The 17084-nt window shown below is 38.4% G+C and carries 15 protein-coding genes; 5 read left to right on the top strand and 10 right to left on the bottom strand.

Annotated features, from left to right (window positions below; genetic code table 11):
- Positions 1–456: 456 nt before the first annotated feature.
- On the top strand, positions 457–837 hold the full coding sequence (locus VB713_RS12975; protein ID WP_323311940.1) for a Mo-dependent nitrogenase C-terminal domain-containing protein: 381 nt from the start codon (positions 457–459) through the stop codon (positions 835–837).
- Between the two features lie 137 nt (positions 838–974).
- Here the strand turns inward: VB713_RS12975 and VB713_RS12970 are convergent, their stop codons facing one another.
- Positions 975–2828, bottom strand: coding sequence for a caspase family protein (locus VB713_RS12970; protein ID WP_323311939.1), 1854 nt, complete (start codon positions 2826–2828; stop codon positions 975–977).
- 363 nt (positions 2829–3191) lie between these two features.
- Between VB713_RS12970 and VB713_RS12965 the strand changes: the two genes are divergently transcribed.
- The 3 genes from VB713_RS12965 (at position 3192) to VB713_RS12955 (ending at position 4767) form a co-directional block, all read left to right on the top strand.
- Positions 3192–3755, top strand: coding sequence for a hypothetical protein (locus VB713_RS12965; RefSeq protein WP_323311938.1), 564 nt, complete (start codon positions 3192–3194; stop codon positions 3753–3755).
- 117 nt (positions 3756–3872) lie between these two features.
- A complete protein-coding gene (gene rpmF / locus VB713_RS12960; RefSeq protein WP_323311937.1) occupies positions 3873–4046 on the top strand; it encodes a 50S ribosomal protein L32 in 174 nt (57 codons plus the stop codon).
- A gap of 124 nt (positions 4047–4170) precedes the next feature.
- Complete coding sequence (locus VB713_RS12955; RefSeq protein ID WP_323311936.1) at positions 4171–4767, top strand: sulfite oxidase-like oxidoreductase; 597 nt, start codon at positions 4171–4173, stop codon at positions 4765–4767.
- Positions 4768–4775: 8 nt separating this feature from the next.
- On the opposite strand, the gene VB713_RS12950 is transcribed toward VB713_RS12955, so the two are convergent.
- The 3 genes from VB713_RS12950 to VB713_RS12940 form a co-directional block, all read right to left on the bottom strand.
- Complete coding sequence (locus tag VB713_RS12950; RefSeq protein ID WP_323311935.1) at positions 4776–6158, bottom strand: aldehyde dehydrogenase; 1383 nt, start codon at positions 6156–6158, stop codon at positions 4776–4778.
- Positions 6159–6282: 124 nt separating this feature from the next.
- Positions 6283–7395 carry a response regulator gene (locus tag VB713_RS12945; RefSeq protein WP_323311934.1) on the bottom strand — a complete coding sequence of 371 codons (1113 nt, stop codon included), beginning with the start codon at positions 7393–7395 and terminating at the stop codon, positions 6283–6285.
- A 144-nt stretch (positions 7396–7539) separates the two neighbouring features.
- A complete protein-coding gene (locus VB713_RS12940) occupies positions 7540–7767 on the bottom strand; it encodes a hypothetical protein (protein ID WP_323311933.1) in 228 nt (75 codons plus the stop codon).
- Positions 7768–7893: 126 nt separating this feature from the next.
- On the opposite strand from VB713_RS12940, the gene VB713_RS12935 reads away from it, so the two are divergent.
- Positions 7894–10284, top strand: coding sequence for an NACHT domain-containing NTPase (locus tag VB713_RS12935; protein WP_323311932.1), 2391 nt, complete (start codon positions 7894–7896; stop codon positions 10282–10284).
- 211 nt (positions 10285–10495) lie between these two features.
- Here the strand turns inward: VB713_RS12935 and VB713_RS12930 are convergent, their stop codons facing one another.
- The 6 genes from VB713_RS12930 to VB713_RS12905 all read right to left on the bottom strand — a co-directional run bounded on the left by VB713_RS12930 (position 10496) and on the right by VB713_RS12905 (position 16908).
- The gene (locus tag VB713_RS12930) at positions 10496–10627 is read right to left on the bottom strand and encodes a hypothetical protein (RefSeq protein WP_323311931.1); all 132 of its coding nucleotides are present in this window, start codon (positions 10625–10627) and stop codon (positions 10496–10498) included.
- 3 nt (positions 10628–10630) lie between these two features.
- Positions 10631–12337 (bottom strand): urease subunit alpha, encoded by a 1707-nt coding sequence (gene ureC / locus VB713_RS12925; RefSeq protein WP_323311930.1) that lies wholly within the window; start codon positions 12335–12337, stop codon positions 10631–10633.
- Between the two features lie 63 nt (positions 12338–12400).
- Positions 12401–12706: an urease subunit beta gene (locus tag VB713_RS12920; RefSeq protein WP_323311929.1), complete on the bottom strand. Its 306-nt coding sequence runs from the start codon at positions 12704–12706 to the stop codon at positions 12401–12403.
- A 38-nt stretch (positions 12707–12744) separates the two neighbouring features.
- A complete protein-coding gene (ureA, locus tag VB713_RS12915; RefSeq protein WP_323311928.1) occupies positions 12745–13047 on the bottom strand; it encodes an urease subunit gamma in 303 nt (100 codons plus the stop codon).
- A 21-nt stretch (positions 13048–13068) separates the two neighbouring features.
- The gene (locus VB713_RS12910) at positions 13069–13908 is read right to left on the bottom strand and encodes an urease accessory protein UreD (protein WP_323311927.1); all 840 of its coding nucleotides are present in this window, start codon (positions 13906–13908) and stop codon (positions 13069–13071) included.
- 825 nt (positions 13909–14733) lie between these two features.
- Entirely contained in the window at positions 14734–16908 is a 2175-nt protein-coding gene (locus VB713_RS12905) for a DEAD/DEAH box helicase (RefSeq protein WP_323311926.1), read from the bottom strand.
- Positions 16909–17084 lie beyond the last annotated feature (176 nt).

Genomic DNA, 17084 nt, shown 5'->3' with positions numbered 1-17084 from the left:
CACAGAAGTTGTATGAACCAAAATAGCTTAAAAAGGCACAAAGTCAACAGCCTAGTGCTAACCCCAAGTAAGTTAGTTTTAATCCAGTATAGGCAGCAAATTGCATGATAATTACTGCCTAGTACAAATAATAATTGACATTTATATGTAAAAAGTATACAGATAATAATTAGATATATTAACATTTGTGAATGTTACACTAAAACTATCGTAACGCTAGTGGTCTTCACTAGAATTTAATTTGTGTCAAGTTATCAACAAGATTAAATTACTACACTACCCATTCTGCGGAAATTGCGTTTAACTTGACGTAGTAATACATAAGTTCTGACTTTAAGTGACTACTCACACTTTTTACAAAACTTCCGTCAGAATACTATTCCCCCGACTACCGTGATTGTCATATTGTATATTCATCAATAAGGTGAATACCCTCATAAAAAGAGAGGCGTAACCATGAATAAAGTATTTGAAAGCACCACGAAAAAGATTTTTTTATCAAGCTGGGTATCGGTTCATCAAGTAGAGAGTAATAAGGCTGATGTTACCCAGTTACAGGCTTCTCATTCTCAGTCTGATTGGAAACTTATCCGCCCTTTGCGAAATTGGTTAGATGAATTGAAAGTTAGCGATCGCCAACTAGCTCATCGGTTGTGTAAATTTATTCCGGCTCAATGTCCTTTTGAACGCGATGTCAAATTGTTTGGTAGAGTCCTGTTTCACATTCCCCCAATGTGTAAACTCAATCCTGTGTATGAAGAAGTGGTAGGTCTAAGATTTCGAGCCATGTGCTATCTAGCAGATGAATGCGGCGAAGATATTTCACAGTACTGCTAATTGAGTACCGAGTATTGAGTACCGAGTAAAAAGTAGAGAGTCCAGAGTTGATTACAGTTCCTGTTAACTCTGGACTCTTTACTGTTAAGCAATTACCAATTACCAATTACCCATTACCCATTACCCATTACCAATAACTAATTTTTTTTTACTTGCCATTTTTGAATAGCATCTTGAGCGTCTTCGTAAGCGGGTGTTATCTCTGGGACTAAAGTAGCGGTTTCAATGGCGGTGCTGAGTTCTCCTTGGGCGGCGCGATTTTTAGCTAAATCTAAAATTTTTTCACTCCATTGATTGATAGATTCTTGGGCAATTTCAAAACCTGGTTGTCCTGATGGTATTCGTTTGGCAACTTCGATGGCTCGGTTGTAGGTAGATGCCTGTCCGGGTTGAATCAAGGCATTAGCGGCATCTAATAGAGTTTTGTTACTTACATAACGCTTAATTTCTAGTCGCCATTTGGCGATCGCTTGTTGTGCTTGGGGATATAGTAAATCGTCTTTAGTAATTAACTCAGCAGCAGCGATCGCATCACTATATTCTTTTTGTTGAGCGCGTTCCTCGGCTAACTCTAAAATCAACTGATTCCAAATCTGAATATTCTCCTGAGCTTGTTGATCAAGAGGTTCACCGGGTTTAATTTTTTTAGTCGATGCGATCGCTTGACTCAAATCACTAGCTTTAGTGGCGCTCAAAGACATCTTACCTAGCTCCAAGATTGCTTGGTTACGCTTTTGGGAGTCTACAATGGGAAGCCTAGCTGGTTTTATTGGTTCTACAGTCGGGGTGACAGGGGGGAAAGTCTGGGAAAATTGGGAGTCGCTAGTAGTATTATTTACGGTTGTTGAGAACTTTTTGAAGCGAAAACTAGCCTGATTGTTGAGAACAAAAGTAGCGATTAAACCTACTAGAATCATGCTGCCTCCGCCCCATAAGATAAATTGTTGCCAAATGGGGGTATTTGCCTGAATTGAAGGTGTAGCGTAGTCTTTGGCAGCAGAAGGGATAAACCTAGCTCCTGTATTTAATTCTGGGGAAGTAGCCAGAATTTGATTATCGTCTACAGGTAAAGTGCCAACTGATTCGTCTGAATTGGCAGAAGTTTTGTTGAGGGTAGTTTCTACAGTTTTCTTTTCTGCCCACCAAGCTTTATCTGTGGTCGAATTTTTAGATTTATTGTCTGCTAATGGGGGAGACGTGAGAGCAACAGCAAAGTTTTCTTCAGGAAAAATCAGTTCCTGTGTTTCTGATTCGCTGTCTAATTCCAAGATAGGCAAAATGGCTTGCTGATGGGATGGAATAACAGTTGCTGGGTTTTGAATAGGTCGCCAGTGGTGTTGACAAAGTTCCGGGGTGAGGGAACTGACATAACTTTCTAAATCTGTTAAGTTGCCACCTTTGCCAGCACGTAAAGCTTCTAACAAAGCAGCGGTAAAGAATCCGTGACCTAATTCGCTACTTTCGTGGGAAAATTGCTCTGGTTGACAAGAAAGCATGACCGCCATTTGTAGTTCTTTGGCCATGTCGAGAATTTCTTGACCAACAGGAGCATCTGCTTGTGTGCCAAAGGCGCGGTTGATATCGAAAATGAGTAATACATTCAGTTGGGCAACTTGAAGACTTTGCATCAGCGATCGCACTTCTATGCCAGTTTCGGAGACCATATCTGGGTTTCCTGCCACCGGCATTAAGTAATCTTTGTCGTTATGGTTGACTCCATAACCGCTGAAAAATAACCAGAGATGGTCTTCTGGTTGCCAAGATGTTGCTGCTAATTCCTCCAGCAAAGACAAAATATGATCTTTAGTTGGATAGGAAGTTTTTTCCCCTATCGGTGGCGAAGTATTGGTCATCAGCAGGCAGTTTTCGGGTAGTAAACCTGCTTCTGTCAAAAAATCATGTAATGCCTCAGCATCAGCTTGAGCGCAGCTTAAAGGTTGAAATAATTCATATTGATTGATGCCTATAGCGATCGCCCAGTAATTTGCCATCCCGCTCTTTGTCGGTTGTTGTTTGCTGAAAATTGCGGTTGGCCTTGCTGAAAAACAAAGCTAACCTATGTTTTATCAAACAGAATACAGGAGTCAGGAGTTCAGGAGTCAAAAGGAATTCTATGAGACTAGCAAATGTATAAGTGGGCTTAATCACAGAACCAAATCTATGATTTGGTGTTCTTTAAGAGTGGTAGAGATTCATACCCACTAAATTAATTCTGATTCCTGACTCCTTCTTCAAAGTCTAGGTGGGTTTCTACTAATTCCTAGATATAATGTAGTTCTTATGACGTTAAAATTTCGGAAAATACTTGCATTCATTGAAAATGCTCAGTCATCATTCAGGAGGGCTACAAGTTTATGAACAGAATTTACACTCAACCATCATCATTCATTCCCTTTTCATTTATTGGCCAATTTGGCAGGAAAATCCGGATAGTTCAAGCTGGAGTCTTCCTATTCTTAGCAGTTCCTCTTTGGTTAGCTACGGAAGCGATCGCACCTCAAATTGTGCAAGCTTACACAGTCAGAGTTGATTTAGCCATTGACAGACTACCAGAAGAAAACTACGAAACCGTTCTCAGAAGAGCAGAAGCAGCGGCTAGGGCAGCGGCTCAACGCAGTTTTGACCAAGATATCTTAGTAACAGATGTTTCCATAATTGTTTCTGTACAAAATTATGGATCTATCGCCCCAGTTATAGCCTTAGATGTCAGTCGTTTGCAATGGAAACAGCGTCCTGATCCCCAACGTTGGGTGACTTACTTCAAAACGGCGCGATCGCTACTTTTCTTTGAAACGCAGAAAGAAGTTCCCGATCCTAATCCTGCTGTCTCTCCAGCCACAGCTACACCTCCAGCCACAGCGACCCCTCCCACAGTTAATGAACCTACACCACCTACACCACCTGAACCCCAACCATAACGATAAAAAGCTCATATTTGTATTAGAAACGTCCGAAAATTCAACTATCTATCATTACCTAATGTCAATTGATGGCCTAGAATAAAAAGGTTGTCAAGAATCACGATATCCGCTATCATGGCTGTTCCAAAGAAGAAAACGTCCAAATCCAAACGAGACAAACGCCGCGCTACCTGGACACATAAGGCTGTTGTTGAAGCTCAGAAAGCCCTCTCTCTCGGCAAATCAATTTTGTCTGGACGTTCTAGATTCGTCTATCCAGTTACTGAAGAAGAAGAAGAAGAGTCATAAAGCTCTCGTTGAAGAAAAGCACAAACAGCATATATGGGAGTGCTTTTTCTTTGCTTTCCTGATGGCATCAACTACTAACCGCTAGACGCTTTGCGTTATAGCGGAGGTTTCCAGAAGGTAATTTATGAAATTTTTTCACAAACCAAATCAAGCAGAAAGCGATCGTGTTCCTCCTGGTCAACATCTAGCTAAAGGTTTTCCTGTCTTAACTTATGGTGAAACTCCCCAAGTCAACATTGAGGAATGGGAATTTCGCGTTTGGGGTTTAGCAAAACCTGTCACTTTTAAAATGTCAGATTTTTTGGCACTACCTCAACATGAATTTACAGCAGATTTTCACTGTGTCACCAGCTGGTCAAAACTTGATGTCAAGTGGAATGGAATTAAAGTCACAGATTTTATGAGTTTGCTGGCAATAGATCCAAAAGCAGCCCACGTCATGGAACACTGCTATGGAGGTTATACAACAAATATTGATTTGCAAGACTTTGTACGGGAAGAAAACTTTTTTGCCGTTAAACTATTTGGTGAACCATTACCTCCAGAACATGGTGGTCCCATGCGGCTAGTTGTTCCCCATCTTTACGCTTGGAAAAGTGCCAAATGGATTAATGGTTTAGAATTTTTAGAAGAGGAAGAATTGGGTTTTTGGGAACGTAATGGTTATCACCGTCGGGGTGAACCTTGGGCAAATGAGCGTTATTCTAATTTGGGATTTTAGATATTGGATTAAAACTTAAAAAGTTGCCTTAATATCGACAATTTGCCTTTGTAGGGAGCATATCTTAATTTTATATCTACCCAAAAAGGATTTTGCAAGATGCTTTTGTAATGGGAAAAAGTATCGAAACTAGATTTACCATGATAGCTACCAATACCACTATTACCTACACCACCAAATGGTAAAGATGGAACAGTAAAATGAATCACTGTTTCATTGAGGCAAACTGAACCGGAAGAAGTTGCTTGTAAAACTTGCTGTTGCAGAAATTTATTTTGAGAAAATAAATATAAAGCTAAGGGTTTTGGTTGAGAATTAACCCAATTGATAGCTTCTTCAATATCTGTATATTCAATTATTGGCAGGATAGGTCCAAAAATTTCTTCCTGCATAATAGAATCTGTAAATGAGACATTTTGTATTAATGTTGGTGCGATATACAAGTCATTTGGTTTCGTTTCTCCCCCAACGATAATCTCACCATTTTTGAAGAAATTAACCAATCTATCAAAATGTTTTTGATTGATAATTCTGGCATAATCTTGACTTTTTTCTGGATTATCACCATAAAATTCTTTTAGACATTTTTCGAGATTAATTAATAATTTATCTTTGATTTTTTTATTAACTAAGAGATAATCAGGAGCAATGCAAGTTTGTCCAGCATTAATAAATTTACCCCAAATAATGCGTCTAGCGGTATGTTCAAAATGAATATCAGCATCTACGATACAGGGATTTTTTCCACCCAATTCTAGAGTTACAGGTGTAAGATGTTGAGCCGCAGCAGCCATGACAATTTTACCTACATGAGTGCTACCTGTGAAAAATATATGATCAAACTTTTCTGTTAATAGTTTTTGGCTTGTTTCTATACCTCCTGCAATTACAGAAATATAAGCTGAATCAAAATATTTAGGAATAATTTCAGCTAAGAGATGGGACGTATGGATAGAAATTTCTGAAGGTTTGAGAACTGCACAATTTCCGGCAGCTATTGCACCGATTAAAGGGACAATTACTAATTGAAAGGGATAGTTCCAAGCACCAATAATTAAAACTACTCCCAGAGGTTCTGGTTTAATTTGGGCTGAAGCGGGTAATAATTGCCAAGGAATTGCTGCTTTTTTGGGTTTAGTCCAATTTCTGAGATTTTTAATTGCTAATTCAATTTCTTTTAAAGCTAAAATAATTTCAGAAGTAACAGCTTCAAGTTCTGGTTTTTGTAAATCTGCTTGTAATGCTTGAATAATTACGAGTTCATTATCAATAATTAATTGTTTGAGAATTTTTAATTGTTGCAGTCGGAAATTAATTTCTTTTGATTTACCTGTAGAAAAGTAAATACGCTGTTGGCGAATATTTTCATTAATTGATAATTCAGTAATCATTTCGTTTATGTAAAAATTCAGAAATTTATATTATAAATTAGCATTTAGCATTTAGCTGAAATTCATAATTTAACTAATTCTGGGGCTTGAAGTCAATAACTTCTAAAAATCGCAGAGTCTAAAATTACGAATCACGAATGATTTTAGCTGGTAAACAGATCGTAAAAACGCTACCTTGACCTAATTCTGAGGTGACATTAATAGTCCCTTCATGTGCTTCGACAATCCGACGCGCTAGGTAAAGTCCTAAGCCGCTACCAGACCGATTGTGATTACCTTGGCGAAATCTTTCAAATAAGGTAGGTTGTTCTTCAGAGGGGATACCAGATCCTGTATCTGCGACTTCAATAATATTTTGTTCTGGCTGATGTTGATTATTAAGACGGATTGTAATTGAACCAGAATCTGTAAATTTGATGGCGTTACCTATCAAGTTTGTGAATAGACGATGTAGTTCTAATCTATCACCCATGACTATTTTTGGAGTTGAATCATCAGAGAAGTCCAGATTTATAGCCAATGCTTTTTCTTCAGCGAGAGGTGTTAATTCTCCCGATACATCTTTGAGTAACTCGTTGATATTTACAGGTTGAAAAATTAGGGTTTTGCGACCTGCTTCAAAGCGGTAAACTTCTAATAAGGTATTAACCATAGTTAGCAGGTTGATGTTACTCCGCGTCATGATGACAACTACTTCCTGTATTTGGGGTGATAATTGTCCCAAAGCACCTTGTTGTAATAGCATCAACATCCGATCTGCGGCTACTAAAGGAGTGCGTAAGTCATGGGTGAGACGGGAAACAAAATCTTGCCGCTGACGGGCAATTTCATCACGTTCATCTATACTATGTTTAAGTCGGAGGAGCGATCGCACTCTGGCCAGCAATTCATCCACACTGACAGGTTTGCGGATAAAGTCATCAGCACCCAAATCTAAGCCTTGGGCAACGCTGGGAGAATCATGGGCTGTAATTAATAGTATGGGGATATATTGCTGTAAGTTTATCTCGCTCCGAATGTGTCTGGTGACTTCATAGCCATCCATTTCTGGCATCATCAAATCTAGTAATACCAAGTCACATGGAGATGCTTGCAGTTGCATGAGTGCTGAAGCGCCACTTTCAGCGGTGCTAACTGTGTAACCTTCAGCCTCTAAGATAGTTTTGACAAGAAAGATGTTATCAGGAGAGTCGTCTACAACTAGTATTTTGCCGGTGTGAGGAGATTTTGAATTCATAAACTTTGAGAGATAGAGAGAAAAAGTCAACTTTTCTTAGATTAGCTGAATCTGAACAATCCATGAGCGGTACGCTTCAAGAATAGAGCTTTTGTAAGAGTATAGTGTCCCATCAGTATCTTACACATAGATTTTTGATACGACTCATTTGTTGTTGGGTTGTTTATTTGCTGTGTCTTTGGTAACAGGGTTGAGAGGCGTTTTCAGTAAAACCCAATCGATATAAAGCACAAGTATCTGCGTTTTCAGGTAGTTATTGAGATTTTGGCTATTTTCATCATTCAGCACCCATTTCCACAATTTTTCCAGCAGTAGCGTCAGGATAACTTCAAGAGATTTGTTGAGTAGTTGGGGGATTAGAGTTTCTAGCATTGCGAGTGTCTCATTTGTTTGACTGAGTTCAATGTCGCAATTTTCTTTTGGAGTTATTTATTTGACTTACTCTTGACTTGTCTTGACTTACACTGACTTACCTTGATTATACGTAAATTACTGAAAATGCAAGCTAAACTGGAATTTACAGCGTTTTTCAGTGCTTCTATGTCCTTACCTGAAAATTTCCTCAAGCAACTCGAACAATACAGCGAATTATCAAACAGAGAGAAGGAAGTTTTTATAAAAATCTTTGGAAGTGGGAAAAGTCGAGTACAAGTAACACAGACGCTAAATATCTCTGACAGTAATCTCAACTCTTGCTTAACAGGTATTTATAAAAAATTTAAGATTACAGGTAATGGACCTGTTAAAGAAAACCGCTTGCGAGAATATTTAGAAAAGCGGTTTTCACAACTAAAATTCCCTATAAATGCAAATGCTGATATTGCAGATAATAAAATTGATGATTTAGTTCAAGAAATTCGCGCATTGGTAAAACCTCATATCAAAGAAAAATGTGGAACTATGCGCGTTTTAGATATGGCGCAACCGATAGAGTTAACCGGTGAGAGGGGTATTTATACAAATGTCAATATTTTGGAGAAACTCAACCGAAGTAGACGAATAGAAATTGCTGAACTTTTACAAAACTGTAAACCTGAAGAATTTGACCGTTTTGGACTTAGCCGAATAACTGAGAAGCGAGTATCGGGACTAGAAGCTGTGCAACGGCACAGTAAATTGATGGTTTTGGGTAAACCGGGAGCAGGTAAAAGTACATTTTTAAAATATCTGGCTATGCACTGCATTAAGGGTGAATTTTTAACAAATAAAGTTCCCTTTTTTATCACACTCAAGGAATTGGCAGAAAAGCCCAAACAGCCAGATTTGCTAGAATATTTTGCTCAACAATTATCAGACTGTAATGTTAAAGATGCTGAAAATAAAATAGACAAACTATTGAGACAAGGTAGAACATTAATTTTGCTAGATGGTTTAAATGAAGTCCGAGAAGAAGATACAAAGCGGATTTTAAATCAAATTCTCGAAATTTCTGACCAGTTTTACACCAATCAATTTCTCATTACTTGTCGTATAGCTTCTAAAGAATACACCTTTGAACGATTTAGCGAAGTAGAAATTGACGATTTTGACCAAAAGCAAATAGCAACATTTGCCCAAAATTGGTTTAGGTTAACTGACCCAGTAAAAGCAGAGCGTTTTATTGAAAGATTAGAAGAAAATAGACCGATTTATGAACTAGCTAGAAATCCATTATTATTAACATTGCTATGTTTGGTTTTTGGTGAAAATAATGATTTTCCAGCAAATCGTTCTGAACTATATGAAGAAGGTTTAGATATACTACTAAAAAGATGGGATGCTAAACGGAATATTGAACGTGATCAAGTTTATAAAAATCTGTCATTACACCGTAAAGAAGATTTATTGAGTCAAATTGCACTGACTACTTTTGAGCAAGGAGATTATTTCTTTAAACAAAAAACGGTTGAGAGATATATTGCTGACTTTATATACAATTTACCCGATACTCGTACTGAAGCGCAGGAATTAGAACTTGATAGTGAAGCTGTTTTAAAATCTATTGAATCACAACATGGACTATTAGTAGAACGCGCAAGGGGAATTTATTCTTTTTCACATTTGACATTTCATGAGTATTTTACTGCTAAAGAAATTGTTGCTAATTCGGCTTGGGATAGTTTAGTTGAACATATCACAGAAACACGCTGGCGGGAAGTATTTTTACTCACTGTAGGCATGATGCGTAAAGCTGATGATTTGCTGCTGTTGATGAAGCAAAAAATTGATGAGTTAGTTGCTAAAGATGAAAAAGTGTTAACTTTCTTTATTTGGCTTTTACAAAAATCTCATTCTGTAAAATGTTACGGAAGATTGGTACAAACAAGACTATTTTATTTACATTTAGAGTACATTCATAATTTTCAGCTTGTTACTGGTGATCAACACTTTGAATTAACTGATTATTTTAATGTTAACACTCAAGTTAACCACTGGATGATTGATAAAACGGAATGTGGACTTGATAACTATTATTATTTTTTTCTTGATTCTTACCGTTATTGTAATATATCCTCACCTAATAATGCTATGTTTAGAGATATTGATGATATGCTGATTTATGAACATATTTCGGAGTTAAAAGAAGTATTAGAAAAAGTTAAAAGTGAATTACCTAATCCCAAGCAAGAAGAAGCAAAATTTCAAGAAATATGGCTAGAAAATAGCAATAGATGGTGGACAGAAATAAGGAATCAGGTATCTAAATATCATAATATTTTTCGTGACTGGCAGTTCAGTGATGAACAGGATGAACTATTGCTTCAGTATTACGATGCCAATTTACTGCTAATTGATTGCCTAAATAGCGATTGTTATGTCAGCCGCGAAGTTAGACAATACATTGAGGATAATTTACTATTACCAATGAGTGAAATAGAAAAAAGAAACAATGATGTTGTGCTTAATTAGAAGCTAATTAGGAAAATCAGTTAGGACATTTTCTCCATTTAACTTTCAACAGGAATCTCATTTAAGAGATGTGTAAATTCATTTGTAGAAAGAATCAATTTTTTATGCAGTGTTATTAATGCAGATGAATTATTAATTTTTTACTGCATTAATAACAACATTTAAAGTTCATGGTAAAGGGATAGCTTATCACCCGAATGCTTCGCCCTTACTAAAATTGATAAGGACGATTCCAGTCTATTTTTGCATAAGCTAAGGGAAAGAAAAACTCTAAAAACTTGTCAAAATAAAGTTCTATAATTTCTTTCCAAGGACTATCGTAATCGGTAGATTGTTCAGTCATAAACTAAAATAGAAAATATCTTTGTGCCATTGGCAAAATAGTTGCAGGTTCGCAAGTTAATAATTCCCCATCTGCGCGAACTTCGTAGGTTTCTGGATCTACTTCAATATGAGGTAAGGCATCATTTAACTTCATATCCCGCTTACTAATTTGCCGAGTTCCCGAAACTGCAACTGCTGTTTTTTGCAACCCTAATTGTTGAGGAATATCTCTTTCTAAACTTGCTTGAGAAACAAATGTTAATGATGTGGTATTTCTAGCACCAGCAAAACTGCCAAACATGGGACGGGAATGCACTGGCTGCGGTGTAGGAATACTAGCATTTGCATCACCCATTTGCGCCCAAGCAATCATTCCCCCTTTAATGACGATTTCTGGTTTGACTCCAAAAAACGCCGGTTTCCATAAACATAAATCTGCTAATTTCCCCGCTTCCACTGACCCCACATATTGGGAAATACCATGTGTAATCGCTGGATTTATTGTGTATTTAGCAACATATCTTTTAGCCCGCAGATTGTCTGCATTGCTATCTCCAGCAAGGCTTCCGCGTTGTACTTTCATTTTGTGTGATGTCTGCCAAGTCCGAATTATTACCTCACCAACACGTCCCATTGCTTGGGAATCGGAAGCAATCATACTAAATGCGCCTAAATCATGCAGGATATCCTCAGCAGCGATGGTTTCTCGACGAATGCGGGACTCCGCAAAAGCGACATCTTCGGGAATTGCCGGATCTAAGTGATGACATACCATCAACATATCTAGGTGTTCGTCTAGGGTGTTGAGGGTGTAAGGACGGGTGGGGTTGGTGGAAGACGGTAAAACATTGCTTTGTCCACAGACTTTGATGATATCGGGTGCGTGTCCTCCTCCTGCGCCTTCGGTGTGGTAGGTGTGAATGGCACGATGTTTAAAAGCCGCAATGGTATCTTCGACAAATCCGGCTTCGTTGAGAGTGTCAGTATGAATTGCAACTTGCACGTCATACTCATCAGCGACGGTGAGACAGGTATCAATTGTTGCGGGAGTTGTTCCCCAGTCTTCGTGGAGTTTTAACCCCATTGCACCGGCTTGAACTTGTTCTATGAGTCCTTGGGGTTGACTGGTGTTACCTTTGCCTAAAAAGCCGATATTGACAGGGAAAGCATCGGCCGCTTGCAGCATTCGGTACATATTCCAGGGGCCGGGAGTGCAGGTAGTGGCGTTTGTGCCTGTGGCGGGGCCTGTTCCACCTCCTATCATAGTAGTGATTCCAGATGCGATCGCTACTTCAATCTGTTGGGGACAAATAAAATGAATGTGAGAATCAATTCCCCCCGCCGTGAGAATCATTCCTTCCCCTGCTAAAGCTTCAGTTCCAGGGCCAATAATAATATCTATGTTGTCTTGAATATAGGGATTTCCGGCTTTACCAATTTTGTGAATTTTGCCGTCTTTAATGCCAATATCGGCTTTGACAATTCCCCACCAATCGAGAATTAAAGCGTTAGTAATAACTAAGTCTACTGCACCATCAGCGTTAGAAATTGGGGATTGTCCCATCCCGTCTCTGATGACTTTTCCCCCTCCAAATTTCACTTCGTCGCCGTATGTGGTGAAGTCTTGTTCTACTTCTATAAATAATTCTGTGTCAGCTAATCTGATTTTGTCTCCTACTGTAGGGCCAAAGGTTTCGGCGTAGGCTTGGCGGTTCATTTTATAGGGCATATTTTATCCTTTTTTTAAACGCAGAGGGACGCGGAGGTTAGCGCTGAGGGACGCTGAGGTTTTTTAGAGGTTTCCGTTGATTTTGTTGTTGAATCCGTAGATTTGGCGTGTACCGACGAGGGGGATGAGGGTAATTTCTTTTTCGTCTCCTGGTTCAAATCTCACGGCTGTGCCGGCGGGGATATCTAATCTCATTCCTCGTGCTTTTTCTCTGTCGAAGTGTAAGGCTATGTTGACTTCGTAAAAATGGAAATGTGAACCAATTTGAATTGGTCTATCTCCTGTATTTGCTACTATTAATTTGGTGGTTGGACGACCTGCATTTAATTCAATTTCACCTGTTGCTGTAATGATTTCACCTGGAATCATATTTTCTTCCTTTGCGTCTTTGCGCCTTTGCGTGAGCATTATCTAATCGGATTATGCACAGTTACCAACTTTGTGCCATCAGGAAAAGTTGCTTCCACTTGGACATCATGAATCATTTCTGGAATACCTTCCATAACATCATCACGAGTTAATAGTGTTGTTCCATAACTCATTAATTCTGCCACCGTTTGTCCATCTCTTGCACCTTCCAAAATTGCAGCAGAAATAAAAGCAACTGCTTCGGGATAATTTAATTTCAAACCTCTATTTTTTCTTCTTTCTGCGACTAAAGCAGCGGTGAAAATTAATAATTTATCCTTTTCCTGCGGTGTTAGTTGCATTTTTCCTCCTCTGCGGTTATTTTAAATCTGCCAGACTCTGGGTATACAATTACCACGATTCAGCAAAGATACTCGTAACAGTTGCCAAACATTTGTAAACCAATTTCTGACTTCAGATGTAGAATTACCACGATATCGACACAAAAATCCATTTTGCAGACGACTGACACCAATTAAATTATTTTGAATAGCTAAAAAACGTGCTTTTTCAATAATTTCTGTGGAAACTGGACTTCCTACCCAAACCAGACTACCAACTACAGGACATCCTGCTAAACCGTGGGGACTGTGAAATACTGCTTCGCTACCGGGTAAGATTTGCCTATCAATCCATTGCGGAATCCCATTTTGCCAGATTTCGGTGTGCGATCGCATCTCCCCTTCTAAAAACTTTTCTCTCCTCGCACTCCTTCCCAACCGTGTAATCTCCCAGCCGATAAAGCTAGAATTGGTATCTAAATTTACTTTCAAATCTTGGCGATAAACAGCACCGTTAAATAAAATCGTCTCTTGAGGTAAATATTCTAAACAAGCATTAGCTTCAATTTGGATATTTACAGTTTGTTTTGCGGGTAAGCCATTACTGCGATATATCTTACCAGCAGCGGCTGTGGTGATTACCGCATTTGTGTGGGATTGGAGGTGAATTGCGGAGGTTAAGCGATCGCCCCCCACAACGCCGCCAGCCGTGTGTAAAATGACGCTATGGCAAACATCTTGCCCTTCTGGGTAAAACGGGCGTTGTACTTTAAATGGCGCTTGATGATGGTTGTAAATTAACTGGGTGGAATCTTGGCGTTTAGCATAGACTAAGTTAAGTTTTCCATGCCAACCTGATTTTGTTTCTGGGTTGTCAATCATTTCTATGATTTTTTCGCTATTATTACATAATCATCTAAAGTATAGGTTGACTCATATTTCTGTCTAAAATACTTTTTGATCATAGGACTCATGTAAATTTGTTTAGGTAGTTTATCTCTAGCAAATTTAGCAAATTCATCAGCAGATAAAGATATTCTTGAAGCAGTTGATGTGAGATATTTATACGAAACTAATTCTAATCCAAGTTCTGAGACAAATTCGTATACTAAATTTTTTTCGTAACCGTTCAGGGGGTAGAAGAGAGATAGCTAAAATTTACCCCCAAAATCTGATAAATTAAGTGACATGGAACAGAAGTGCGTCAATCACTTAGAATTTTGGGGGTTGTTCTTCGTCTTCTTTTTACCCCCTGAACGCTTACAAAGATTATGGTTTCAATCCCTAATAGGGGTTAGGTGAAATTGCAATTTATTTTGGATTAATTGAAATTGTGAATGTAAACCATCCAGTTTCAATCCCTAATAGGGGTTAGGTGAAATTGCAATTATTTATTGCGCGCAGCGCCATTAGTAGAACTGGTGTTTCAATCCCTAATAGGGGTTAGGTGAAATTGCAATAGCGGCAGCCTGAAAGCCTTTATATATGTATATATGTAGTTTTCAAGGTTCAGTTGCGCGAATGAGGTCATATTAGTCCATTACAGGAATCGTGTCAAGAGAAAAAATAGCTGAAATCCTTACTGTATAAGGTGCGCGGGGGTATCGTAGAAAAAAATCAAGCAAAGCCTGACGTAGACATGATTTCAGAGATTTTTTGAGAAACCAGATTTTTTACACCCACCCCCTCGCGCATCAAATTGTGAACTTAATCATGATCACCAATATCTCGCTTAGGTGGACGCTTATAAGTAAAAGTAAAACTCTCCCCACTAGCAATTACTTTCCGCATTTCCTCATACATAGGATAATTACCAACACCGCTTAAATTTGCCCAACCTCTAGCTCTAGTTAAAGCGACAAACAACTGGTTACGGAAATTTACATCATCTTCATTCCGCGCCACATTATCAAAACCCACCACATATACCATATCGGCTTCATGTCCTTTTGCGCGAGTGATGCGAGATACAGTTACACCACCTTCATGCCAAAATTTATCAGGATCATTATGAGGATATTGGGGAACTAAATCATTTAACTTTAAAGCTGTGGGAATATAAACATCAATGTCGTATTCCATTAAGAAACTCGCTACATAAGTTTCTAATTCCATTGCTTCATAAGTCGAACCTAAAACTAACACTAAAATATCACGACTGGGGTTGAGTCCATCATGAACGATATTGTGCATAATGTTCTCAGCTAAAGCCGTCATTTCCGCTTCACGAGAAGAGTAGGTTGCAAATTCTAATACAGGTTCTCCCCAAAGTTCAGGAATAGGATTTGGTGAAAATTGTGGTTGTCGATTAACAGTTATAGGTTTACCAACTCGCCGAAAATCTCCCTTCACTTCATAACCAATTCTATTCCAATCATCTTTATTAGTAATACCAGTTAGCATCCCTTCTGGACGTAATAAACCCATACCAATTGCGTGAGCAGATGTGAGAATTAGTCCTGGAGTCCGGTAACAACGACGCATTACTTCCGAGCGTTTAATTCCCCCTGGATATTGGGGTTGTTTATTCAAGAGATTACTTAATTTCTCACCAAATACTTCTTTAGCTTTGGGAACTACTAAACTATCCAAACTTTGAGCTTCATCGTAAGCCCAAATTAAACGTCTTTCTTCTGGCTTATCTTCACTTACAGGTCGTAAAGATTGATAAGCTAACCAATAAATAGCTTGCTTATCTTCGTATTTTAAATCATCTTCTGCGACTAAATCTTGACCTTCATCTATTAAGATGGCATCAAACATCGGCTCAATGCTAATTTCTTCTAATAAGCGTTTGCTTAAATCTATTAAACCTCGATTTGGTTGTTTTTCCTTAGTATTCTGGACAGTTCCAGGTCTTTTACCATGATGTTCGCAAATGGTTCTATATAAACCTGGTTGTTCCTTCGCTCCCCAAGCATGAAATACTTGTAATTTCAAGTTAGTTTTGGGATCATATTGCATTTCACCACAACTAAAACGGCGTATCCATTGGTCGAGTAACCCAATCATTAAATCATACAGAGAACGAGTAAAAAATACTAAAGCAATATCCCAGTCTGGATGTTTGAGGTGCATATGTGCAGCTTTTTGACACAACAACACAGTTTTACCAGAACCAGCAATACCGCGAATACGTTGGGGACCTGGAGGAATTTCTTTACCAATATGTTCTTGTTGTAAATCAATTTCATATAATCGTTCTCGTAGCCCTTCGATGACGCTAGAACGAGTTTTACCTGTAGTATTAACCTGATTACGTGGTGGTTTACGAAGCACAGGTGTACCGCCAATCACAGATAGTAATAATTCCCAGTCTTTATCTTCTAAATCTGCACCAGGAATGACAATATTAGCTTGCTGAATTCGTTCTAATAAACCAACTTTTCCTAATTGGTCTTGAAATATAATTGGTGGACAATCTGGTAATTTATCAAAACCTTTTTGCTGCCATTGTTCTGCGGTAATTTGCGGTAATGCAACTATAGCTCTACCATTAACTTTCCGCCAAAGTGCCGATTCTCTGTCACTATATGATATTAATGCTCGGAGTTGATGTTCTGCTTGTTGATAGGGATTTATTTCTGTTGTATCACTATTTTGTAATTGCCACTGTTGACCATTGATAGCTGCAATTTTGTCGATATTTATGGATTTGACTTCAATTATAACTACACCCAATTCTCTATCAACTATTAAGATATCCGGCTCTTTCCTAATTTCTCCAGCTTTAGAAAAAATAGGATAACGCCAATATCCAATACAGTTTTTATCTGCAAACGCACTCCGAACAGCATCCCAAACTTTCTGCTCTCCGTCTTGATTCTTGATTGCTTCGGTGGTGATAAACTTGCTACCCTGTTCTTCTATACCCACAGCCATTTTTTTATTTGCCTAAAATGGTTTATGCTGCAAAACTATCATTGCTTATGGGTAGTGAACCAGTGAGATTATACTGATATGGAATTATAGAATAGGGTTAAGATACGTGGGTATGTTTGCGTAACTGGAGTTTAGACTAAGGCACGACAAAATGACCCAGAAGGACTGAGTTTACA

The sequence above is a fragment of the Anabaena cylindrica UHCC 0172 genome (genome assembly GCF_034931625.1).
GTDB classification, from domain to species: Bacteria; Cyanobacteriota; Cyanobacteriia; order Cyanobacteriales; family Nostocaceae; genus Anabaena; species Anabaena cylindrica_A.
Note: the sequence above shows the minus strand (reverse complement) of the source record. Positions and strands in the feature narration are given on the sequence as shown.